General features: G+C 64.4%; 16 protein-coding genes and 2 pseudogenes. 9 read left to right on the top strand and 9 right to left on the bottom strand.

Features of this window, described 5'->3' with window-relative positions; genetic code table 11:
* The first annotated feature begins 242 nt into the window (after positions 1-242).
* The gene (locus tag M3A49_RS21510) at positions 243-977 is read left to right on the top strand and encodes a metallophosphoesterase family protein (protein ID WP_266230744.1); all 735 of its coding nucleotides are present in this window, start codon (positions 243-245) and stop codon (positions 975-977) included.
* A 37-nt stretch (positions 978-1,014) separates the two neighbouring features.
* Here M3A49_RS21510 and M3A49_RS21515 read toward each other — a convergent pair whose 3' ends face one another.
* Both M3A49_RS21515 and M3A49_RS21520 read right to left on the bottom strand, forming a co-directional pair.
* Positions 1,015-2,004, bottom strand: a complete 990-nt coding sequence (locus M3A49_RS21515) for a zinc-dependent alcohol dehydrogenase family protein (RefSeq protein WP_266230745.1) — start codon at positions 2,002-2,004, stop codon at positions 1,015-1,017.
* Between the two features lie 41 nt (positions 2,005-2,045).
* A pseudogene (locus M3A49_RS21520) lies at positions 2,046-2,225 on the bottom strand (alkene reductase); the annotation flags it as partial.
* 25 nt (positions 2,226-2,250) lie between these two features.
* Here M3A49_RS21520 and M3A49_RS21525 point away from each other — a divergent pair.
* Positions 2,251-2,370: pseudogene (locus M3A49_RS21525) on the top strand (SDR family oxidoreductase); the annotation flags it as partial.
* A 111-nt stretch (positions 2,371-2,481) separates the two neighbouring features.
* A complete protein-coding gene (locus M3A49_RS21530; RefSeq protein ID WP_266230861.1) occupies positions 2,482-2,976 on the top strand; it encodes a DUF3237 domain-containing protein in 495 nt (164 codons plus the stop codon).
* A gap of 26 nt (positions 2,977-3,002) precedes the next feature.
* On the opposite strand, the gene M3A49_RS21535 is transcribed toward M3A49_RS21530, so the two are convergent.
* Complete coding sequence (locus tag M3A49_RS21535; RefSeq protein ID WP_266230746.1) at positions 3,003-4,724, bottom strand: dihydroxyacetone kinase family protein; 1,722 nt, start codon at positions 4,722-4,724, stop codon at positions 3,003-3,005.
* A gap of 448 nt (positions 4,725-5,172) precedes the next feature.
* Between M3A49_RS21535 and M3A49_RS21540 the strand changes: the two genes are divergently transcribed.
* Both M3A49_RS21540 and M3A49_RS21545 read left to right on the top strand, forming a co-directional pair.
* Positions 5,173-7,842 (top strand): putative bifunctional diguanylate cyclase/phosphodiesterase, encoded by a 2,670-nt coding sequence (locus M3A49_RS21540; protein WP_266230747.1) that lies wholly within the window; start codon positions 5,173-5,175, stop codon positions 7,840-7,842.
* The gene (locus tag M3A49_RS21545; RefSeq protein ID WP_266230748.1) at positions 7,817-9,316 is read left to right on the top strand and encodes a diguanylate cyclase; all 1,500 of its coding nucleotides are present in this window, start codon (positions 7,817-7,819) and stop codon (positions 9,314-9,316) included. The genes M3A49_RS21540 and M3A49_RS21545 overlap by 26 nt, the downstream gene beginning before the upstream one ends.
* A 9-nt stretch (positions 9,317-9,325) precedes the next feature.
* Here M3A49_RS21545 and M3A49_RS21550 read toward each other — a convergent pair whose 3' ends face one another.
* Genes M3A49_RS21550 through M3A49_RS21560 form a run of 3 tightly spaced genes read right to left on the bottom strand, consistent with a single transcriptional unit; the run spans position 9,326 to position 15,158 of the window.
* Positions 9,326-10,801 (bottom strand): efflux transporter outer membrane subunit, encoded by a 1,476-nt coding sequence (locus M3A49_RS21550; protein WP_266230749.1) that lies wholly within the window; start codon positions 10,799-10,801, stop codon positions 9,326-9,328.
* A complete protein-coding gene (locus tag M3A49_RS21555; protein ID WP_266230750.1) occupies positions 10,794-13,982 on the bottom strand; it encodes a multidrug efflux RND transporter permease subunit in 3,189 nt (1,062 codons plus the stop codon). Before M3A49_RS21555 ends, M3A49_RS21550 begins: the two co-directional genes overlap by 8 nt.
* A gap of 12 nt (positions 13,983-13,994) precedes the next feature.
* Positions 13,995-15,158: an efflux RND transporter periplasmic adaptor subunit gene (locus M3A49_RS21560; RefSeq protein WP_245623647.1), complete on the bottom strand. Its 1,164-nt coding sequence runs from the start codon at positions 15,156-15,158 to the stop codon at positions 13,995-13,997.
* A 452-nt stretch (positions 15,159-15,610) separates the two neighbouring features.
* On the opposite strand from M3A49_RS21560, the gene M3A49_RS21565 reads away from it, so the two are divergent.
* Positions 15,611-15,937: an RcnB family protein gene (locus tag M3A49_RS21565; protein WP_028204323.1), complete on the top strand. Its 327-nt coding sequence runs from the start codon at positions 15,611-15,613 to the stop codon at positions 15,935-15,937.
* Between the two features lie 88 nt (positions 15,938-16,025).
* On the opposite strand, the gene M3A49_RS21570 is transcribed toward M3A49_RS21565, so the two are convergent.
* Positions 16,026-16,406, bottom strand: coding sequence for an SHOCT domain-containing protein (locus M3A49_RS21570; protein WP_254343652.1), 381 nt, complete (start codon positions 16,404-16,406; stop codon positions 16,026-16,028).
* A 131-nt stretch (positions 16,407-16,537) separates the two neighbouring features.
* Complete coding sequence (locus M3A49_RS21575) at positions 16,538-17,098, bottom strand: DUF308 domain-containing protein (protein ID WP_154677952.1); 561 nt, start codon at positions 17,096-17,098, stop codon at positions 16,538-16,540.
* A gap of 114 nt (positions 17,099-17,212) precedes the next feature.
* On the opposite strand from M3A49_RS21575, the gene M3A49_RS21580 reads away from it, so the two are divergent.
* Positions 17,213-19,033, top strand: coding sequence for a beta-galactosidase (locus tag M3A49_RS21580; RefSeq protein ID WP_266230751.1), 1,821 nt, complete (start codon positions 17,213-17,215; stop codon positions 19,031-19,033).
* On the opposite strand, the gene M3A49_RS21585 is transcribed toward M3A49_RS21580, so the two are convergent.
* Positions 19,030-20,952, bottom strand: a complete 1,923-nt coding sequence (locus tag M3A49_RS21585; RefSeq protein WP_266230752.1) for an enterotoxin — start codon at positions 20,950-20,952, stop codon at positions 19,030-19,032. The genes M3A49_RS21580 and M3A49_RS21585 overlap by 4 nt on opposite strands.
* Positions 20,953-21,248: 296 nt before the next feature.
* Here M3A49_RS21585 and M3A49_RS21590 point away from each other — a divergent pair, with 296 nt between their 5' ends.
* Entirely contained in the window at positions 21,249-21,545 is a 297-nt protein-coding gene (locus M3A49_RS21590) for a hypothetical protein (RefSeq protein WP_254356797.1), read from the top strand.
* Positions 21,546-21,899: 354 nt separating this feature from the next.
* The gene (locus tag M3A49_RS21595) at positions 21,900-22,676 is read left to right on the top strand and encodes an ABC transporter substrate-binding protein (RefSeq protein ID WP_254356798.1); all 777 of its coding nucleotides are present in this window, start codon (positions 21,900-21,902) and stop codon (positions 22,674-22,676) included.
* Positions 22,677-22,696: the final 20 nt, after the last annotated feature.

Below are 22,696 nucleotides of genomic sequence, written 5' to 3' on the forward strand. Positions count from 1 at the left end.
GCCTGCATGGTCATCAGCAGAAAGGCGAGGCATAGCCTTTCGCCCAGAACACGCGCAGCGCGCGCCGCCGTGCTTCGTCCCGATCGAATTCTCCAGGTCTGACCATGACGCGAGAATAGAGTTTATGGATTGATCTATCAATAACCGGTCTGCTAGACAGGCGATCGCACCGTGGACACCGGGCGGCGTATCGTCCAGAATCGCCCAATTCACGACTTTCGCGGCCAGCCTCCGTTCGCACCATGAAAATCGCGGCGCTTTCCGACATTCACGGCAATTTGCCCGCTCTCGAAGCGGTGCTCGACGATATCGAGCGGCAAGGGGCGGACGTGATCGTCAATCTCGGCGACATCCTTTCTGGCCCGCTGTATCCGTCACAAACGGCGGACCGGTTGATGCAGCTTGGGTTGCCCACGATACGCGGCAACCACGAAAGACAGCTTCTCAGCGCGGATGGCAGTCGCATGGGGCCATCGGACCGCTTTGCGCGCGGCGTGCTGAGTGAAGAACATCTGGCATGGGTCAGCGCATTGCCTGCCACGCTATGGCTAGAAAGCGACGTGCTGCTCGTGCACGGCACGCCGCAGGACGACCTCTCCTATTTCCTCGAAACCGTCACGGCGAGTGGCTGCCGAACGGCCACGCATGGCGAGGTCAGACGCCGCGCGGCCGAGGTCGAGGCGGCGTTGATTCTGTGCGGCCATACGCATCTCGCGCGCTCGATGCAGCTCGCCGACGGCCGCTTCATCGTGAACCCAGGCAGTGTCGGCCTGCCCGCGTACGAGGACACGCATCCCTTCACGCATCGTATGGAAACGGGGACGCCGCATGCGCGCTACGCGAGCGTCGCCCGTACCTCGCGCGGCTGGGAGGTGGAGTTTCGCGCCGTGGAGTACGACTGGCACGCGGTGGCCGAACGTGCTGCCGCCAATGGCCGGCCCGATTGGGCAGCGGCGCTTCGCACCGGGTATTGCTGATCGTTTTCGTCGATGCTGGGCGCCGTGCATCGGCGGATTACACCGTCACCACGATCTTGCCGAACTGCCCATTGGTTTCGAGGTAGCGGTGCGCATCCACAATCTGTTCGAACGCGAAGGTACGGTCGATCACGGGCTTGAGCGCGCCGCTTTCGAGTCCCTTTAGCACGTATTCCACGGCGGCCTTGCGGCGCTGCGCATCGCCGCTGGTGAGCCAGATGTTGTGGGCCTTCACGCTGACGACCTTCGCGATCATCTCCAGCACGGGCAGCGTCGTGGCACGTTCATCGAGCGCGCCGTAGAGATACGCGATCCCCTGGAAAGACAGCGCCGAGATCAGCTTCGCGAAGTTCGGGCCGCCGACCGGATCGAACGCGACACGCGCCCCCTTTCCACCAGTGATGCGCATGATTTCGTCCACCAGATCCGTCTCGTCGGTCACGACCACGTGCGCCGCGCCCGCGTCGAGCAACGGCTGTTTCTTGCCGGCGTGACGCGTGAGCGCGATCGAAGTCGCACCGGCGTAGTTCGCGATCTGGATCGCCGCAAGTCCGACACTGCTCGACGCGGCCGGCACGACGACACAATCGCCGGCGCCCACCTTCGCATCTTCGATCAGCGCGCCGTATGCGGTGACGAACATCATCCATACCGAGGCGGCTTGCGCGAACGAAAGCGATTCAGGATGCCTGACGAGCGCATAGTCCGGCACGACGATGCTTTCTCCGTACGTGAAGTACTGATTCATCGAGAACGACGGGATCACGTTGACCTTGTCTCCCGGTGCGATGCCGACTACTCCCTCGCCCACGGCGTCGACCATGCCGGCCGCTTCGTACCCGAGGCCTGCCGGAAAGCGCACGGGCTCGATGTACTGGTCGGCGCGCCACATCGATTCCGCGCGATTCAGACCAATCGCTTTCACCGTGATGCGAACTTCGCCGGGGCCGGGGGCGCGTACCGGTTCATCCACGAATTGCAGCACTTCCGGGCCACCTGCCTGTGCAAACCTGACTGTCCGTGACATGACTGACTCCTGTTTCGATTGATGAGGGCGTAATGAGCGCATCACAGGGCCGTTGCGGCCTCTGAGTTCGAGTGATGAACCGGGAAGTCCGAATAGTGCTGTTCGTCGCCGCCCCAGAATGCTGCGCGTACATAGGGCGTAAGCGGCAGCTTGCGCTTCAGACAATACGGCAAATCCGGGTTTGACGAGAAATGCCTGCCGAACGCAACGAGATCCGCATCGGTCGCCGGGCTGGATCGTGCGCAGGCGGGTCATAAGCAGGCCGTGGAAGGCCTGACGAAATCCGCCGCGCTCGAAGCGGCGCCGTTCGGTGTGCGCGTGAATGCCGTCGCGCCCGGCCCCGTGCAGACCGCCATGCTCGACCGCAGGCCGCTCGCATACACTGATGCGGCCCGCCGATTTCCCGCCGCTGAAGAAGCGGTATTCGACGACGTCCGCAAGCCCGCCATCAACATGAACGGCCCCCAAGGTGACCACATGTCCACGCCGCGTTTCGATGAACTCCCGCCCGCGCTCCAAGCGGTGCAAACACGTCCGCTCTTCGTGATGCGGCTCGACGTCAAGCCGATCGAGATCGTCGGCCAGACCGGAGCCGCGCTGCGCCGTGTCGGCATCGTGCCGTCCGGCACGTTCGCGGGCGAACGCCTCTCGGGCGTCGTGCTCGATGGCGGCAGCGACTGGCAGAGCGTTCGCGGCGACGGCAGCACGACACTCGACGTGCGGCTGCTCCTGCGCACCGACGACGGCACGAACCTGCTGATGTCGTATCGCGGCGTGCGCCACGGCGACCCGGAAGTCTTGAAGCGGCTGGACCGTGGCGAAGCGGTCGACCCCGCCAGCTACTACTTTCGTACCAATCCCGTCTTCGAAGCGCCCGCGGGCAAATATGAGTGGCTCAACCGCGTCATGGCCGTCGGCACAGGCCACCGCTTTCCGGGCGGCCCGGTCTACAGCATTTTCGAAGTGCTCTGAGCCACGCGTTTCGCCGCAACCGCACCTCACGACGCGCCGATATGCGGCTGCAGCGCCTTGAGCCAGCACGCCACCACCACCGCCCCGCCATCGGGCGTCCCGATCGCGCGCGCGCCGAGATAGCTCGCCCGGCCCGCGCGCGGCGTCATTTGCGCCGTGCTTTTCGCACCGGACTCCGCGGCGCTCACCGCCTGCGCCCACGCCTCGCCCACGGGGCGCGCCGACTTCAGGGCGCTTTCCAGCGCATCGAGGGCGGGCACGAGCGCATCGAGCATCGTGCGGTCGCCGGGTTTCGCGCCGCCCAGTTCGCTGATCGCCTCGGCCGCGCCGCGCATGGCGGCCGCCCAGTCCCGCGCATGGGGCTGCGCTTGCTCGCCAAGCGTGCGCGAGGCGCGCAGCAGCGCTGTTGCGTAGAACGGCCCGGAACTGCCCGCTATCGCGCGGCGCAATGCCGTGCTGAGTGCGGCGAGCGCGCTGCCCGGCGAGCCGAGCGCGCCTTGCGGCACGGCGAGCATGGCCTGTGCGGCGCGCTGCATGCTTGCGCCCAGATCGCCGTCTCCGGCTCGGGAATCGAGGTCCGTGAACAGCGCCTCGTTCTCGATCAATGCGTGCGCAACGGCATCGAGCGCCGGCTTCAGACGCTGCGCCCACGCGACGCTCGCCGCGTCCGCAGGCGTCGCGCCCGCCTCGGCGCGCGCATCGGCCGCTGAAAACGCCGGCTCGATGCGGATCTGCCGGTTCACCGTGCCGACCCCGGGCCACGCGCGCGCTTCGGTGGCGGCGTCGAGCAGCGTCAGCTTCGCGTCGTCGAGCCGGAGCACGGAGATCGAACAGCCCGGCATGTTCAGCGCCGAAAGAAACGTGCCGGTCCACGCCCGCTCGACCGTCACATGACGGCGATTCAGGCTCTCGAATGCATCGCGCATGATGATCGCCAGTTCCATCGCGGGCGTGGCGCCCAGCCCGTTCACGAGCAGCGCCACGCGCTCGCCGCCTTTCAACGCCAGGTCGTCGACGATGTTGGCGAGCAGCGTTTCCGTCAATTCGCCCGCCGCCATCGGCACCGTGCGCTCCACGCCTTTCTCGCCGTGGATGCCCATGCCGAGTTCGATCTCGTCGTCGGCGAGGCGAAAGCCGGCTTGCTCCGCGCCGGGCAGCGTGCAGCCGTCGAGCGCCACGCCCATCGTGCCGAGATTCCCGGCCACGCCGCGCGCAATCGCGGCCACGAGGCCCAGCGCGTCGCCGCGCGCCGCCGCCGCGCCCGCGATCTTGTGCACTAGCACCGTCCCGGCAATGCCGCGCCGCTGATTGCGCTCCGTATGCCCGCGCAGCGACACGTCGTCGGCCACGATGACGATTTCGACCGGAATGCCCTCGGCTCGCGCCAGTTCGGCCGCGAGACCGAAATTGAGCCGGTCCCCCGTGTAGTTCTTCACGATGAGCAGCGCGCCGTTCGGACCCGCGCTCGCGCGAATCGCGGCCAGCACGGCGTCGGTGGAGGGCGACGTGAACACCTCGCCGCACACGGCGGCGGTGAGCATGCCTTGTCCGACATAACCGCCATGCGCGGGCTCGTGGCCGCTGCCGCCACCCGAAATCACGGCGACGGGGCGCTCGGGCGGGCTGGGCAGCGGGTTGCGAACGAGCACGTTTTCGTCGCCGAGCACGGCGACATGGGGCGCCGTGCGCACAATGCCCTCGAGCATTTCGCGCACCACTAACGACGGGTCGTTGACGAGTTTCTTCATGGGAGTCCCTTGAACGAGTAACAGGGCGAAAAACGAGGAGCAGAAGCGAGAGGCGAAAACGGCGGACCGCGGGCGGTCCCTTCACGCCATGAGCATATTGAAGCACGGGCATCGAATGCGTTCCGGATGCCTGCCCTGCGCGTGGCGCCAGCATCCAGGCACCTAGGTAAAAACACCAATCAAAGCGGCACGCCGAATACCCGTTATTCAGACAGTAGCGACCGATCACGGACTTGCCGTGCCTTCGCCGTCTGCATGCCTGGAACACCATGGCCCCTCCGCCCGCCGGTGCCTTCACCCGTAACCTGCCCACTCCGGCCGAGCAACGCGGCACGAGTGGCGATGTGCCGAATCGCGTTGCGTGGCGATGAACGTAGCTGAAATAACCGGAACCCCTCCACAGGCACCGTCCCGCGCGCCCAGCAAGGGCGTTGCCGCAGCGCTAGCCGTGGCGCTGATCGTATGCGTGGCAATCGGCGCGATACTGAGCGCGAACCTGTCGCGTGGCACGGCAGACTCGCGGCTGCGTCAGGAACTGAACATCACGTCGGAACTCGAAGCCCTGCTCACGCTGCATATCGCGGCGAATACCGACTTCCTCAAAGGCGTGGGCACGGCAGGCTACACGTCGCGTGCGTGGCCGATCAAGCGAGCCGCAGTCGTGGCCGGCACTTATGACCGGCTCGAGCACGACTTTGCCGGCGCACCGCGCAATGAGCGCACGATTCACGAGTTGCGGCGGTTGAGCGCCGTCTGGCCCGAGCAGCTCGACGCGGCCGCGCGCAATATCGCGCTCGCAGACGCGGGCGCAAAGCTCGAGCCTGCCCTGATGCAGCACGCGAACGAAACGCTCAGCTCCATCATGTCGCTGCTCACCGAGCTGCGCTCCGAGCAGCGCGAGCAGATCAAGGTCGTGCAGTTCGGCGCGCAGGCGCAGCTCGCGCGGCAAAAAATCTCGCTCATCGGCACGGCGACAGCCGGCGCGCTGCTGCTGCTCTTCACGTTGTTTACGAGCCACCGCGCGGCGCTTTCCCGCAGCGCCGCGAAGATCGTCGCGCTCGAGGCCGAGCGGCGCTTTCGCGAGTACTTCGAGCAGCATCCGGTCGCGATGCTCATTTTCGATGTGCGTTCCTATGCAATCCTCACCGCCAATGCCGCGGCCCAGCGCCAATACGGCGCGAGCCTGCAGCAGCTCAGGGGCATGTCGGTCGAGCAGCTTCGCCCGCGGGCCGAAACCGGCGCGTTCCGCCGCGACCTGCACGGCTACGTCAATTCCGGCGCGCAAAGCGGCGCAGGCGGCGTGCGCCGGCATGTGCGCATCAACGGAGAAGTGATCCACGTCGATATCGCCTGGCATCTGCTGGACTATGCGGGCCAGGATGCGTGTTTCATCACCGCGCACGACGTCACGGCGCACGAACAGGCGAAAGAGCATTTGCGCGTTCGCAGCCGCGCGCTGGAGGCTTCGAGAAACGCCGTGATCATTTCGCAAAAGGTCGACGGCGACAGCATCATCACGTACGCCAACGCTGCGTTCGAGCGCATCACCGGCCGCGCCGTGGCTACGGCGAATGGCGCCGGGCATTGGGACATGCTCGATTGCGATAAATCTTCCGTCGATGCCAACATCGTTCGCAGTGCCATGCAATCGGAGCGAGAAGGCGAGGGCCTGCTCAAATGCTGCCGGCCCGATGGTTCGCCCTACTGGATCGAGCTGCATGTCGCCCCGGTGCTCGACGAGCGCAATCGCCCCACACACTGCGTGACTGTGTTCAACGACGTTTCCGAGCGCATCCGCTATCAGGAGCAGTTGCGCCTGCAGGTGAACGAGGACTCGCTCACGCATCTGCCGAACCGGCTCGGCCTCAAGGCGCGTTTGCGCGAACTGGTCGGGACGGCGCTCGATGCGCAGCAGAAGTTCGCGCTGGTGTTCATCGACCTCGACAACTTCAAGGAGGTCAACGACTCGCTCGGCCATACCGCGGGCGACGAGGTGCTGTGCGAAGTGGCGCGCCGCCTGTCCACCCATATCGCCCAGGGCGAGTTGGTGTCCCGATATGCGGGCGACGAGTTCGTCGCCGTGCTGTATGGTCGTGGCGGCGTCGATCACTTCGCCGCCGCCGCGGCAAGCATGCAGGAATCCTTGACACATGGGCTGCTGATCGGCAACAAGGTCATCGTGCCGCTCGCCTGTGTCGGCCTCGCCGTGTTCCCCGATCATTCGAGCGATCCGGACTCGCTGCTCAAGTACGCCGACTCCGCCATGTACCGCGCCAAGTCGGTGGGGCCCGGGAGCATGCAGGTGTTCGACATGGCCATCGCCAAGCAGAACCTGGAGCGGGCGAGCCTTGCGCAGGCGTTGCGGCTGGCCGCGGCGTCGCGCGCGTTTGCCGTTGCGTGGCAGCCGAGAGTCAACCCGAGGACGGGCGAGACGATGGGTTTCGAGGCGCTCGTTCGCTGGCACGACGCGGAGCGCGGCCAGGTGAGCCCGGCGCTGTTCGTGCCGCTCGCCGAGGAAAACGGCCTGATCGTGCAGATCGGCGAATTCGTGTTCGAGGAGGCCTGCCGCCAGGCCCGCGAGTGGGCGCGCCAACACCCGGACATCGTCGTTTCGGTCAACGTTTCGCCTGTCCAGTTCGTGCGCGCGGATTTGCCCGCCATGATGGCGGATACGCTCGCGCGCACCGGCGTGAGCCCGCGCAATATCGAGCTGGAAATCACCGAAGGCGTGCTCATGGCGCCCCGTTCGCTCGCCACGCTGCGCGCCATTCGCGAAATGGGGCTTTCGGTCGCCATCGACGACTTCGGCTCGGGCTATTCGAGCCTCGGGTACATTCGCAGCTTCATGCCCGATCGTCTCAAGCTCGACATGTCGTTCGTAAGGGGCATTGGCCACTCGCGCGCGGACGAGGTCATCGTAAAGGCCGTGCTCGCCCTCGGCCATACGCTCGGCATGCGGGTGGTGGCGGAGGGCGTGGAAACGCTGCGGCAACTGGAATTCCTGATCGAGAACGGCTGCAACGAGGCGCAGGGTTACTGGTTCTCGCGCCCTGTGGAAGCAGCGAGCGCGCAGTCCTACCTGGAAGCGAGCCATGCGCCCAGCGTTCACCAACGGTAACCTGCTCAGATGGCTCACGGGGCCGCGCGCCATTTTCTATGGCAGCCTGACGGTCGCCTTCATCATGGCGTCGCTCTGCGCGACGGTGCTCTACGAGAGCCGCCACGACGCCCTGGAGCGCGCTAAAGAGAATTCGCGAAACGTCGCGCTCGTCGCCGAACGCGACATCGAGCGCAACTTCGAGCTCTACGCACTTTCGCTGCAAGCCGTGGTCGACGGCATCGGCCGGCCCGACGTCATGGCGTTGCCCGCGAATCTGCGCAGCGAGCTGCTGTTCGACCACGCCATTACCGCGGAATATCTGGGTTCGATGCTCGTGCTCGACGAAGCGGGCAACGTCGTCATGAATTCGGCCACCGGCACGCCGCTCAAGGCCAATTTCGCCGACCGCGACTACTTTGAGGTTCAGCGCGACAATCCCCATGCCGGCCTCTACGTCAGTGCACCCTATCGTTCGCGCCTGCGCAACGGCTCGCCCAGCATCGCGCTGAGCCGCCGGCTTTCGCACCCCGACGGGTCGTTCGCCGGCATCGTCATGATCGCCATTAACCTCGAGTATTTTCACCAGCTGTTCGCCGGGCTCTCGCTCGGCCGGCATGGGGCGATTTCGCTCATCGAGCAGGACGGCATGATGATCATGCGCCAGCCCTACGATCCGGCCGTGGTGGGGCGCAACATCCGCAACGCGAGTACGTTCCGCCGCTTTCTGACTGCCAGCGAAGGCAGTTTCTCGGACACGTCGTCGATAGACGGCGTACGCCGGATGTATTTTTTCCGCAATTTCCCGCGCCAGCCGCTCATCATCATGGTGGCGGAAGCCGAACCCGATATCTACGCCGCGTGGCGGCGGCGCGCGCTGACCATCGGTACGCTCATGGGCACTTTCGCCATCGGCTTCGTCGGCCTCTCGTTCGTGCTCGCCACGCAGTTGCGGCGCAGAATGCGCGCCGAGTCCGAACTGCAGTTGCTCGCGCGCACCGACAGCCTCACGGGTCTGAACAACCGCCGCACGCTCGGCGAAATCCTCGAACAGGAGTGGCGGCGCGCCAGGCGCGCGCGCAGCGTGTTCTCGCTGCTGTTCGTCGATATCGACCGGTTCAAGGCCTACAACGACCAGTACGGCCATCAGGCCGGCGACGACGCGCTCGCCGCCGTGGCGCGCTGCATCGGCGAAAACATCCGCCGGCCCGCGGACACCGCCGCCCGCTATGGCGGCGAAGAGTTCGTCGTCGTGCTGCCCGATACGCTGCTGGAAGGCGCCTGCGCGATTGCGGAGAAGATCCGCAATGCGATCAGCGAACTCGCGATCGAGCATGCGGGCAGCGAGTACGGGCGCGTCACGGCGAGCATTGGCTCCGCAAGCTGGTCGCCGGACCAGGATGTCGATGTCACGCAGATCATCAAGGCGGCGGATCAGGCGCTGTACGACGCGAAGGCGCGCGGCCGCAACCGGGTCGCGATGTGCGGCGCCTGACCCGCGCGGCTAGGGATTGGCAACGCTGTTAGACGCCTCGCTCGCGTGATCGGGCCCGGGCGCGTCCTGCCCGCCTCCCAGCGCCACATAGAGCGACGCGCCGTTTTGCAGCGCCGCCGCGCGTAGCTGGATCAGTTGCTGTTGTGCCGCGAACAGGCTGCGCTTCGCATCGACCACTTCCAGATAGATGGAAATGCCGTTCTCGTAGCGCAGTTCCGCCGCTTCGGCCAGGCGCGACTCGGAGGCCACCGCGCGCTCCTGTGCCGCGATTTGCTCCTGCAGGCGCTGGCGCGCGATCAGCGCGTCGGAGACTTCGCGGAACGCCACCTGAACGGTCTTCTGGTAGTTCGCCACGAGTTCCGTTTGACGCGCTTCGGACAGGCGCACTTGCGCGCTGCGGCGCCCCGCGTCGAAGATCGGCAACGTGACGAACCCGGAGATGAGCCATGCCTGCTTGCCAGGCACGAAGAGGTCGCTCAACTCCGGCGACACATAGCCGAAATTGCCCGTGAGCGAAATACGCGGGAAATAGTCGGCGCGCGCGGCGCCAATATCGGCGTCGGCGGCAAGCAGCGACTGCTCGGCCGAGCGAATATCGGGGCGCAGCGCGAGCAACGAAGAAGGCAGACCCGCGTCGAGCGCGCCGAACTGGTCGGCATCGGCCAGCACGTGGCGCTGCGTCATGTCCGCGGCGTCCGGCAGCGGACCGCCGATCAGGACAGCCAACTGATCGCGCTGCTGGCCCGTCGTTCTTTGCAGCTCGGCAAGCTGCGTCTGCGCCTGCGTGACGAGAATGCGCGCCTGCTCGTAGTCCACGAGCGAGGTCGCGCCCGCTTCGAGGCGCAGCCGCGCGACCTCCAGCGCATACTGGCGCGTTTCCAGCGTGTGCTGCGCGAGGTCGATGCCCTCGTTGCCCGAGAGGATCGCGTAGTAGGTCGCCGCCACGTTGCTGATGAGCGAAAGACGGAACGCTTCGTTGGCCTCCATTGTCGCCAGATAGTTGCGCCGCGCCGACTCGCTCAGGTTGGCCACGCGCCCCCAGAAGTCGAGTTCGAACGACGTGACGGCCACCTGCACGCTGTACTGGTTGAAGTGAATCGACGTGTTGTTGTTGGGCAGCTCGGGCTCGATGGTGTTGAGCGGGGTTTTGGTGCGGGTTGCGTCCGCGCCCACGGCCACTTGCGGAAACCGCGCGGAGCGCTGCACGCGATAGAGCGCCTGAGCCTGCTCGATGCGCGCGACCGATGCCGCCAGATCGCGGTTATGCGCCAGCGCCATGGCGATCAGCTGCTTGAGCGCCGGGTCGCGAAAGAACGTCTCCCACGCTAGTTCCGAAGCGAGACGCTCGCCGCCCGGCGCCGCGATATCCGCACTCTCGTAGGTGCCCGCAATCGGCAATTCGGGCGGCTGGTAGCGCGGCGCGAAGTTGCACGCCGCGAGCGTCAGGCACCCCGCGATCGCCATCCACCTGGCAGTCTTAAACATCGTGCGCTCCCGCGGGCCGCGCGTCTTCCTCGTCATCGTCGTGCGAGCGTTTGCGGCTCAACCATCGGCGCGCCACCACATAGAACACGGGCGTAAAGAAGATGCCGAACAGCGTGGCCGTGAGCATGCTGCCCATGATGCCCGTGCCCACCGCCTGCCTGCCTGCCGCGCCCGCGCCCGTGGCGAGCACGAGCGGCAGCATGCCGAGCACGAAGGTCACGCTCGTCATCAGGATCGGCCGCAAGCGCTGGCGCGCGCCGTTCACGGCCGCGCTCACCGTATCGCTGCCCGCGGCCTCCTCCTTGATCGCGAATTCCACGATCAGAATGGCGTTTTTCGCCGCGAGGCCGATGATGGTCACGAGGCCGATGTTGAAGTAGATGTCGGCGGAAAAACGCCGCGCCATGGTGAAGAGAACCGCGCCCAGCACGCCCAGCGGAATGATGAGCAGGACGGCAATGGGAATCGCCCAGCTCTCGTAGAGCGCGGCGAGCAGCAGAAACACCACGACGAGGGAAAGCAGCAGCAGCGCACCGATTTGCCCGGCCGCCTGCTGTTCCTCGAACGCCGTGCCGGTCCATTCGTAGGTCAGGTTGCCGGAAAGAACGTGGTCCGCAATGCGCTCCATCTCAGCGAGCGCCGCGCCGCTCGAACGGCCCGGCGCCGCCTGCCCCGAGATCGTGGCCGAGGGAAAGCCGTTGTAGCGTTCGACCTGCTGCGGCCCCGCGCTCCAGTGCACGCTCGTGAACGCCGAGAACGGCACCATCTCGCCCACGTTGTTGCGCAGCCGCAGCGCGCCGATATCCTCGGGCCGCATGCGCTGATCGGCGTCGGCCTGCATGAGCACGCGCAGCACATTCCCCTCGTAGACGAAATCGTTCACGTAGTTCGAACCGAATGCGAGCGCGAGCGCGCTGTTCACCTGACCGATCTGCAGCCCCAGCGCGCGCGCCTTCACGCGGTCGATATCGACGTAGAGCTGCGGCGCGGGCGGCAAGCCGTCGGGGCGCACGCCCACCAGCAAGGGGCTGCCCGCGGCCTCCGCCAGCATGCGCGCGCTCGCCTGCTGCAGCGCCGCGCCGCCCACGCCGCTGCGGTCGAGTATCTTCATCGTGAAGCCGCTCGCATTGCCGAGCGCGGGAATGGCCGGCGGATCGAGCGCGAAGACGAGCGCTTGAGGAATATTGCGGAACGCCGCGTTCGCGCGCGCAACCAGCGCCCCCGCCGAATTGGCCGCGCCCGGCCGCTCCGACCACGGCTTCAGGTCGACGAACGACATCGCCGCCGACTGCCCCTGGCCGAAGAAACTGAATCCCGTGACCGACGCGATATTGCGCACTTGCGGCTGCTGCCTCAGATAGGCCTCGACCTGATCGACGACCTGTTGCGTGCGCTGTGCCGTCGCGCCGGGTGCCGCCGTATATGCGACGAAAATGTGCCCCTGGTCCTCGCCCGGAATGAAGCCGCGCGGCAACTGGGTGAAGAGGAACCCGGTCGCCGCGCACACCACGACGAATACGAGGAGCCAACGCACCGGCTTGCGCAGCATGGCCTGCACGGCCAGCACGTAGCGCTCGGTGGCGCTCTCCATGCCGCGGTTGAATCCATCGAACACGCGCCGCTGCATGCGGGCCGGCCAGTGCGTGGCGGCGGCCTTGCCGGTGCCGTCACCGCTCTTCGTCCTGCTGCCCAGCAGCGTTGCCGACATGGCCACGCCCAGCGTCAGCGCGAGCAGGGTCGAGAGAAAGATCGAGACGGTGAGCGTGACCGAGAACTGGCGATAAATCGCGCCCGTCGAGCCCGGAAAGAACGCCATGGGGACGAACACCGCAATCAGCACGAGTGTGCTCGCAATGGCGGCACCCGCAATCTGCCCGACGGCCTTGACGGTCGCCCGCCGCGAACTCAAGCCCTCTTCCTGGATCACGCGCTCGACGCTTTCCACCACCACGATCGCGTCGTCGTTGAGAATGCCGATCGCCACGACCATGGCGAACAGCGAAAGCAGATTAATGGAGAGCCCGAACAAAAAAATGCCGACGCACGTGCCGATCAGCGCGATCGGGACGACCAGCGTGGGAATGAGCGTCGCGCGCCATTTCTGGAGAAAGAGAAACACGATGACCGTGACGAGCAGCAATGCCTCGACCATCGTGCGCAGCACGCCGCTCAGCGAGGTCGTGATGAACGGCGTCGTATCGAACGGCACGACCCACGCCACGCCCTTCGGGAAAGTCGGCTGCAATTGCGTGAGACGCTGCCGAACGGCGCTCGCCACGGCCAGCGCGTTCGCGCCGCTCGCGAGTTGGATGGCGATCCCGGCGGACTCCTTGCCGTTCACGCGAAAGCGAAAGCCATAGCTGTCGTTGCCAAGCTCCACGCGAGCGACGTCGCCCACGCGCACCGTCGAGCCATCCGGGTTCGAACGCACGATCACCTCGCGGAACTGCTCGGGCGTCGAAAAGCGGCCGCGCATGACGATCTGCGCATTGAGTTCGGCGCCCGGCGCAATGGGCTGGTCGCCGAGGCTGCCACCCGCAGTCTGGCTGTTCTGCTCCTGGATGGCAGTCATCACTTCGTTAGCCGAAATGCCGAAGCTGCTGAGTTTTTCCGGATCGATCCAGATCCGCATCGCATACGACGAACCGAACAGCTGTGCGTCGCCGACGCCGGGAATGCGGCGCAATTCGTTGACGATGTTATTGGCGGCAAAGTTGCCCAGCTCGACGGCCGGGATCGAACCATCGGCGGACTGCAGCGCAACGAGCATCAAAAAGCCCGACGACGCTTTCGTGACGCTCACGCCGACCTGCCTCACCTCCAGCGGCAGGCGCGGCTCGACGCGGCTCAAGCGGTCCTGGACCTGCGAGAGCGCAACGTCGAGATTCGTGCCGGGCCTGAGCGTGACCGTGATCTGCGCCGTGCCGTTCGAGCGGCTCTGGGACGACATGTAGAGGAAATTCTCGACGCCGTTCATTTCGTCTTCGATGATCGACGTGACCGTGCGGTCCAGCGTGTTCGCATCGGCGCCGCTGTAGACGGCCGATATCGTGAGCGAGGGCGGCGCGACGTCGGGGTACTGCTCGACCGGCAGCAGCATGAGCGCGAGGGCGCCAAAGAGCGTGACGAAGAGCGCAACGACCCACGCGAAGACTGGCCGGTAAACGAAGAATCGGTTCATGAGGCGGGCCGCTCAGGAGTGGCCCGGCGCGGCGAAGGGATGGGCGTCCACGCGCTGCCCCGGCTGCACCCGTTGCCAGCCGTCGACGATGACGCGCTCACCCGGCTCCAGCCCATCCTTCACGACCCATTGCCCCGCTTCCTGCGGGCCGAGCACGACATTGCGCCGCACGACGGTGCCGTCGTCGGCAACGAGCGAGAGGTTCGCCCCGTTGTTGTCGAACTGCACCGCGCGCGCGGGGACGACCAGGCCGTTCGGTATCGTGCCGATTACAACCCGCCCGCGCACGAACTGCCCCGGCAACAAGATGCGCGACGCATTGTTGAAGCGCGCGCGCAGCACCTGCGTCCCGGTGGAAGGATCGACGACGAGATCGGTGAAGTCGAGCACGCCCGGCTCGCTATAGTCGTCGCCGTTCGCGAGCGTGAGCCACACTTGTGCGCGGTCCGAGGCCGGCGCCGCGAGCGTGCCTGAGGCGATCTGTTTGCGTACTTCCAGCAACGAAATATTCGATTGCGTGAATACGGCGTTCACGGGCGAGAGCTGATTGACCTGCGTGAGCAAGGTCGCGCCGGCCGCACTGACCAGCGCGCCTTCGGTGACGAGCGCGCGCCCCACACGGCCCGCGATCGGCGCGCGAACCGTGCATCGATCGAGTCGAAGCTGTGCGAGCGTCACCGCGGCGCGTGCGTCCGCAACGTTCGCGTCGGCCTGCTGCAGGGCGGCCGTCGCGGCCTCGAATTCCTGGGCGCTCACGACCTGGCGCGCCACCAGCGGCTTGAAGCGCGCGACCTCGGAGGCCGCATTGCCCTGCACGGCCCGGGCCCGGTTCAGCGCCGCCTGGGCCTGCTGCAATGCGGCCTCGTAGTCGCGCGAATCGATGAGAAAGAGCGGCGCGCCGGCGCGCACGTCGGTGCCTTCCTCGAAGAGCCGCCGCTCGACGATCCCGTCCACGCGGGCGCGCACCTCCGCCGAGCGGATCGCTTCGATACGCCCCGGCAGTTCGATCTCGCGGGGAATGGATTGCGCCGCAACCGTTTCGACCAGCACGCTCGGCGGCGGTGGCGCTGCGCCGCCCTGGGCTTGCCGGTCGCGGCATCCATTGCCCGCCAGCAGCAACATTGCCGCAATGCCGATCAGCCACGGTCTACAGCGTCTGGGTTCGCAGTTTGGCACGCGAGGCTCCACCGAAAAATAGAGACGGTACGCGCGCGCCCGGAACGGCTCATTGCGCAGTACTCGACCGGATCATTGCGATGTTCACTCAAACTGCGATTTACGGCCCCCGATGTGCGCAGTCCGCAAGCGCAGAAACGCGTGAAAAGCGCATAACGTTTCAATCGTTATCTAACAACCAGCGCTTTCATGCATTCACGGGATTTACGCAAAACTGCCACAAAATCAACCACTCGTAAATTTCTTGAAGTCGGAATTCCGTTTACTACTATGGATAGACGCTTCACACCCTTATTCACACCGCTTGATTCTTTCGTTTTCCAGCCATTGCCCATACGCTTTTAAGGGCACGTTCGCACAGCTGGATATCACGGCTTTCGGGATGTTCTATAACCGAAGAAGCCATAAGTCATGGCGACGTCAATCATCTTCTTGCCTCAGGAGATCGAATCATGAAAAGCCAACTCGTCCTCTCAGTCATCGCTGCGCTCCTCGTCGGTGTCTCCTCTTCCGCAATTGCGCAAGGCACATCCGGTGGAGATCAAAGCCAGGGGACAGGTCGCCAGCAGGTCATGCCGACCATGCCGCATCGCGACTGGCATGAGGGCCAACAGGTTCCCTCGAAGTACCGGCATTACAACTATCAGATGAACGACTGGAAGTCGCATAACCTGGACGCACCGAAGCGCGGCCAGCAATGGCTTGGCGTGAACGGCGACTACGTGCTGGTGACGAGAAGCAACTGGAAGATCTCGAAGATCGTCCCGGGTACTGAATGACTGAGATCACGAGACGGGCTACGTTGCCGTAGCCCGCGCGATTGCTGCATGATTCAGGCATGGATGGTTGCCATGCCTGCCGCCCTTCTCAATCGACGAGCCGCGCGCGCAGGCGCTTGTACTCGTCGTCGGTAATCGAGCCTGTCGTTCTCAGCTTGTCGAGCTTCTCGATTTCGTCCGCAACACTGTAGCCCACGATGTGGCGTAGTTCTTCGCGCGCCTTCTGTGCCCGCTCCTGGTTGCGATGCGCCATGTCTCTGCCCTGCGTGAGGACATAGGCGAATATGCCGATATAGGGCAAAACAATCAGAAAGATCACCCAGATGATCTTCATGAATCCCGATATATCGGTTCGACGGAACAGGTCACTCGTGATCGTGATGAACAGCCAGAACCACAGAATGAACATGAATATCGAAAACGCATCGATAATAAAGTTCGAAAACGTAAAGCCATTTGCGAAGATCATGAATCGCCTCCGTCGGTTTTGCGTGTGTAAAACGGCAACTGCAGGCTGATACGGGCATCGATGGCGACACCATGTGCGCGCGAAACGTGATGCTCGGACGTGACGCGGCCGCTGACTGCGCTTTCGTCAGGTCAGATCAGGCCGCGCCTGCGCTCCCGGCCGGCAAACGGCACCACGGCCATGGAAATGAGATCCAGCCCGAGGAACAATCCGAGCAAGGGTAACGGCACGCTCGGGAAATTGGCGGCCAGAAAAATGGCGAGCAGGAACGAGAGCGCCGCGCTGACGATGCCGATATTGTTGACCTTCACGTCCTGCCCGACCGACGCAATGATCTTGAAGAAGCCGTCGAGCACGAAGAAAATCATCAGCATCACGGTAAGCCCACGCGCCCGTGCGCTGTCATTGACCAGAATGAGAATGCCGATGAGTATGGGCACGATGACTGGCGGAATGCGCCTGACTGCGAGTTTCCAGTCTTTCGTCGTGAAGAGACTCAAGGCATGCACGAAGCCGCAGAACAGCAGCATCCTTGCGATGAAAAGCGTGCCAATCAAGGACCTTGTCGAGAGCGACAAGACGATGCAGAAAATTCCCGCCGCGATGAGAAGCGTTGAACTGGCAATCGGAAAAATAGAACGCTTTTTCATATTCGAATGTAACTGCGTCAATACGGTTACATAGCTCGGCATATCTGACTTGCGCGTATTCTTGCCGAATTATAGGCTTAAGCGAAATTAAGCGTTCTACTATCAGCCGTGGAAGTATAGTGCGTGAGTGTGCAAATACAAGGGCGCGAATGCACTGTGAACCTCGAACGCAGCCACACCTTCTCGTTCAGCCCCAACGGCGAGCACTTCCTGCTCGACGGCGAGCCCTTGCAGATCCGCAGCGGCGAGTTGCATCCCGCGCGCATACCGCGCGAGTACTGGCTGCATCGCATCTGCATGGCCAAGGCGATGGGCATGAACTGCATCGCGTTGTACATCATGTGGAACTACCACGAGACACGCCCGGGCGTGTTCGACTTCGAAAGCGGCAACCGCGATATCGAAGCCTTCATCCGCCTGTGTCAGCAAGAAGCGCTTTGGGTGCTGCTGCGCCCGGGCCCCTATGTTTGCGCCGAGTGGGACCTGGGAGGCCTTCCCGCTTACTTGCTGAGCGAACCGGACATCCAGCTGCGCACCGACTCGGCCACCGATGCCCGTTACATGGCCGCGGTTACGCGCTACATCGGCGAACTCGTTCCGCGCATCAAGCCGTTGATGATCGATGCAGGCGGGCCGATCCTGATGATCCAGATAGAGAATGAATTCGGTTCGTACGCAAGCAATCCCGCTTACCTCGAAGAACTCAGGCAGCTTTGGCTGCGGGGCGGCATAACGGGGCCCTTCTACACCGAGGACGGTCTCGCGCAACTCGAACGCAATCGCACTACGGTGACGGGTGGCGCCATCGCGTTGAGCAACGGCAACGCGGCGCAAATCGCCTCGGTGCGGCGCGCGTTTCCTGCCGTGCCCGCGCTGGCGGGCGAGGTCTACCCGGGCTGGCTGACGCATTGGGGCGAGCCTGAATTCGCTGGACTCCATTACGATCTTTCCGCCATCCTGACGGCATTCATGCAGGCGCATTTGTCGTTCAACCTCTATGTCATTCACGGCGGCACGAGCTTTGGCTTTTATGCCGGCGCGAATGTGGACGACTCGGGCAACTATCGACCCGATATCACGAGCTACGACTATGGCGCGCCGATCGACGAGCAAGGGGCGGCCACGGCGAAATACCTGAAGTATCGCGACATCATCGCCCGCTATCTCGCCGAGCCTTTGCCGGACATGCCCGACGCCGTCGCCACAGTCGCGGGCCACACCCTGACGCCAACGCTCTACACCTCGATCTGGGACAACCTGCCCGCGCCCTTGTCGAGCGTCGATCCGCGGCCGTTCGAGCACTACGGCCAGACATCCGGCTTCATGCTGTATCGGAAAACGTTGCGTGAGCAACCGGTTGGCGCGCTGGATATCAGCGGCGTTCATGACTATGCGGCGGTTTTTGTCGGCGAGCGCTACGCGGGCGGCGTCTCGCGCGCGCGTATTGCGCACGGCTATGCGCAACAGTTACGTGTGACACATCGCGCGCCGCTCGCGTTGCCCACCACCGTGGCCGGCGCGCCAGGCGCGCTGGAAATTCTGGTAGAGGCCATGGGGCGCGTCAACTTCGGGCCGGCGATCGTCGACCGCAAAGGACTGCTAGCGCCCGTGAAAATGCAATACGCCGACGGGCCCGCTTCATCGCTCGAGGAATGGGAAGTCTTTTTGCTGCCGATGGATGAGGCGTACATCGCCGGGTTGCAGGCACGCTGCACGAATCCGCTGAAACCTGGACTCTTTTTCAAGGCGCGCCTGGTTCTGGATGAAATCGGCGACACCTGGCTCGATATGGGCAACTGGACCAAGGGCGTGGTCTGGGTCAATGGGCACAATCTCGGGCGCTACTGGAGTATCGGCCCGCAACAGCGCTTGTATTGCCCCGCGCCGTGGCTTACGCAGGGCGAGAACGAGGTGCTGATCTTCGACCTGCACCAGACCGAAACGAAGCCGGTGCATCTGGCGAATGCGTTGTATTAGCCTCCATCGGTCGGCAGCAGTTCCAGCGTGAGCACTTCGAATGGCGCGAGCCGGATTTCGCACGCCACGTCCGCGTCCAGTATTGCGGGAATGCCGGTCGTGCCTGCATGCCAGAGACCCCGCGCATGAAATCGTCCCGCTGCCGCAGCCGGCAGTTCCAGCTGATGCCGCAGCGCCAGCGCAAAGCGCTGCGTCTGATCGTGCGGATTGCGCAGCGTCACGATTGCCTTGTGCGGCGCCCACGCGGCCCAGCCGTAGATGGCCGCTTCGTCGGGCGCGCCGCCGATCCAGTGGCTGTCGCGCAACACGTCGACGTTCGCGCGCGCCCATCGAGCCGCTTGCGCGAGTGCGTTCCAGTCGTCTTCGCCCAGCAGCGAAGGCGTGATGTACAGCTCCTGCAATTGCGTACCGCTCGCGAAGAAGGACCGCACCTCGTGCGCGAATGCATCGCCTGCCGGCGTATTCAGGCGTGCGTTGCACTGCGCCAGGACAATGCCGTGCAGCATCAGGGAATTGAGCGGAAAGAGCGGGCTGCACAGCACCACGTTGCGGTACGTCTGCGCGTCGCGATACGTGATCCAGCGCTCGCGGCTCGTGCCGCTGCCTGCCTGACCGTCGTCGCTGCCGCCGCGCCAGATCGCGTCGGCGTAGCGCAGCCAGAACGGCGAGGGCTGCGTGCCGGTCGAGAGATTGATGAAGGTTTCCGGCTTCGCCGCGCGAATGTCGCCGATCAGCTGGATCGCCGCGTCCCAGTCGCTATCGAAAAGGCTGCCGGGAAATACACGTTCCGCGTTGCCGGTCCCGTCGAACTTGAACTGGTTCACCCCGTCTTTCGCGAGCAGGCTCATCACGACTTCGTGAAAGCGCTCGTAATAGCGCGGCCCCGATAACGCGAAGCCATTGTCGATGACTTCGTAGCCCGCGGCGCGGCCATGCGTGATGCGTTCGTCCTTCGGCGCGCAATAGCCGCCCCAGGGAGACAGCCAGACGCCGGGCGCGCCGCCATAGCGTGCCGCCGCCTCGCGCAGCGGCACGAAGCCATGAGCAAACGCCTGGCTGAAATGCCAGCCGCCGCCAAGGTCGTCCCAGCCATCGTCGAACAGAAACGAATCGATCTGCACGCCGCGCGCAGTATGCAATTCGCGGCCGATCGTTTCGATACGCTCCAGCGCCTGGTCCTGCGTATAAGGGGTGAGGTAACCGATATCCCACCAGCTGTTGTAGTGCAGACACGGACGATATGGGCGGGCGCGCTCCTGCTCGAGGCAGGTGGCGAAATCGCGCCGCACCTGACCGTCGCGAGCCACGCCTGCCACGGCGGAGTAAGTCAGCGTCCGGTTCTTTTGCAGCGGCAACGTGCGTTGCAGCGTAAATCCGACGCTATCCGCTTCCAAGTGGCTGGTTGCGAGCGGCAACTCGAAGCCCAGGTAGAAGTTGCCCGCGACGACCGGCGTGCCCTTGCGTTCGCTGCCGGTCTGCGCGCCGACAACGCGCGCCTGCAGCAATGAAACGACGGCAATGGCTTCGGCCTGGCGCAGGGCCGTCACGTTCAGCAGCATGCGCAGATATCGCGCGCCGTCGCGCTGCTCTACGCTCCATTGCATCGCGAGGCGTCCCTGGGCGTCGCCCAGTGTGACGCTCACGCGCCGGCCCGCGACGCGTTCGGCCAGGCGCGATGCGTGGGGGTTGGCCGCGAGCGCGTCTTCCCGTAACGGTGCAAGCACGCGCATGCCGGCCGGGCCGAGTGTGGTGCCGTCCGCGAAAGTCACCGCAAACGGCGCGACGATGGGCAGTACGCGTGCCCCAGCGCAATCGACGAGTGAGCAGTGAGTGAGGTGTTCATCCGCGAGTGCCCAGCGCAATGCAACGGCATCGTTCCCGAACGAGCAGACATCGCCCTGTTTCCGGAATTCGGGCATGCAGGCTTGCGTAGAAATTCGATCGTCGGCACGCATGGGCAACCTGTCTCGGGCGCGAACAACCTCTATAGGGTAATGGCAACGGCACAAACGTGTAATGACCCTAAAGCTGCGGCCGCACGCAAACGGCAATTGAGGGCCGCGCGATTCCCTTATGGGAACCTTAAGCCCGACATTTTTCGCGCAGCTTTACCAGCGGTTACACGATTGACAAATCTGCGCATCCCGTTCGTAAGCTCAGCGACTAGAATCCGCTTCCATCGCAACCGCGTCCGTTGACTGGAATAGAGATCATCATGAATCGCCTGACGTTTTATCTCCTCGCAGGACTCGCAGGGACGTGTGTCAGCACAGCGGCATCCGCCCATGCCGATATCGGCGTCTATCTCGGCGTTCCCGGTCCGGTCTATGCCGCGCCCGAGCCCGTGTACGAGGCGCCGCCGCCCGTCGTTTATGCAGCGCCGCCCGCTGCGGTCTACGAGCCGGCCCCCGCTTACGGCTACTACCGCTACGACCACGACGAAGACGAACACCACGGGCACGACCACGGCCGTCATCGCGGCTGGGAACATCACCACGGCGACGACGATTGACCGGCGCCCGCCACTTATATCGTTGCGCGCGCAACCTCATGCGCGCGCCTGCCTCCCTTCAAGTGCAAGTCCCGCGCCCCTCCCCGCGACAACCGTCCTGTTCGGCTAGCCCCTCAAAGTTGTCTAGCCAATAAGTACTTACAACGCGCACTCCACCTGCCTCCTGCCCCACCTTTCCGTGTGCAACCCTCACATGTCAGCGCGTTTACACCTTCGCCAGCAAAAACCCTAGTTGTCTCATTATGTGAGAGCCGTTATCTTGTCTATACAACACGGCTGACGTGACAGCCCGCTGTTGACCATGCCGCCATCCGTCGTGGCGGCGTCGAAAAAGATACTGGAGACTCCACGTCAATGAAGAAGTTTGCCCTGTGCATCGCGATGCTCGCCGTCGCCACCTCCGTCTGTGCGAAGGACTGGACCACGGTCCGCTTTGGCGTGGATGCAAGTTATCCGCCGTTCGAATCGAAGAGCACGGACGGCAAGCTGGTCGGCTTCGACATCGACGTCGGCAACGAAATCTGCAAGCGCATCAACGCGAAGTGCGTTTGGGTCGAAAGCGAATTCGACGGCATGATTCCGGCGCTCAAGGCGAAGAAGTTCGACGCCGTGCTCTCCTCGATGTCGATGACGCCGCAGCGCGAAGCGCAAATCGCATTCTCGTCGAAGGTCTTCCACACGCCTAGCCGTCTCGTCGCGAAGAAGGGCTCGAGCCTCCAGCCCACGGCCGATTCGTTGAAGGGCAAGACGGTCGGCGTCGAGCAGGGAACGACCCAGGAAGCCTACGCAAAAGCCAATTGGGCACCGAACGGTGTGAAGATCGTGCCTTACCAGGATCAGGACCAGGTCTATGCGGACCTGCTCTCGGGCCGCCTCGACGCCGCGCTGCAAGACGCCGTGCAGGCCGACCTGAGCTTCCTGAAGACTCCGCGCGGCGCAGGCTTCGCGTTCACGAACGGCGAACTGAGCGATCCCAGCGGCATCCTCGGCAACGGCGCCGCCATCGGCTTGCGCAAGGACGACGCCGACCTGAAGGTGAAGATCGACAAGGCGCTCGCGGACATGCTCAAGGACGGGACGTACAAGAAGATCGAATCGCGCTACTTTGCGTTCGACGTGTACGGTTCCTGAGCCTGACCGGAGCACGATAT

This window comes from Paraburkholderia sp. CNPSo 3076, assembly GCF_026343935.1.
Lineage (GTDB): Bacteria > Pseudomonadota > Gammaproteobacteria > Burkholderiales > Burkholderiaceae > Paraburkholderia > Paraburkholderia nodosa.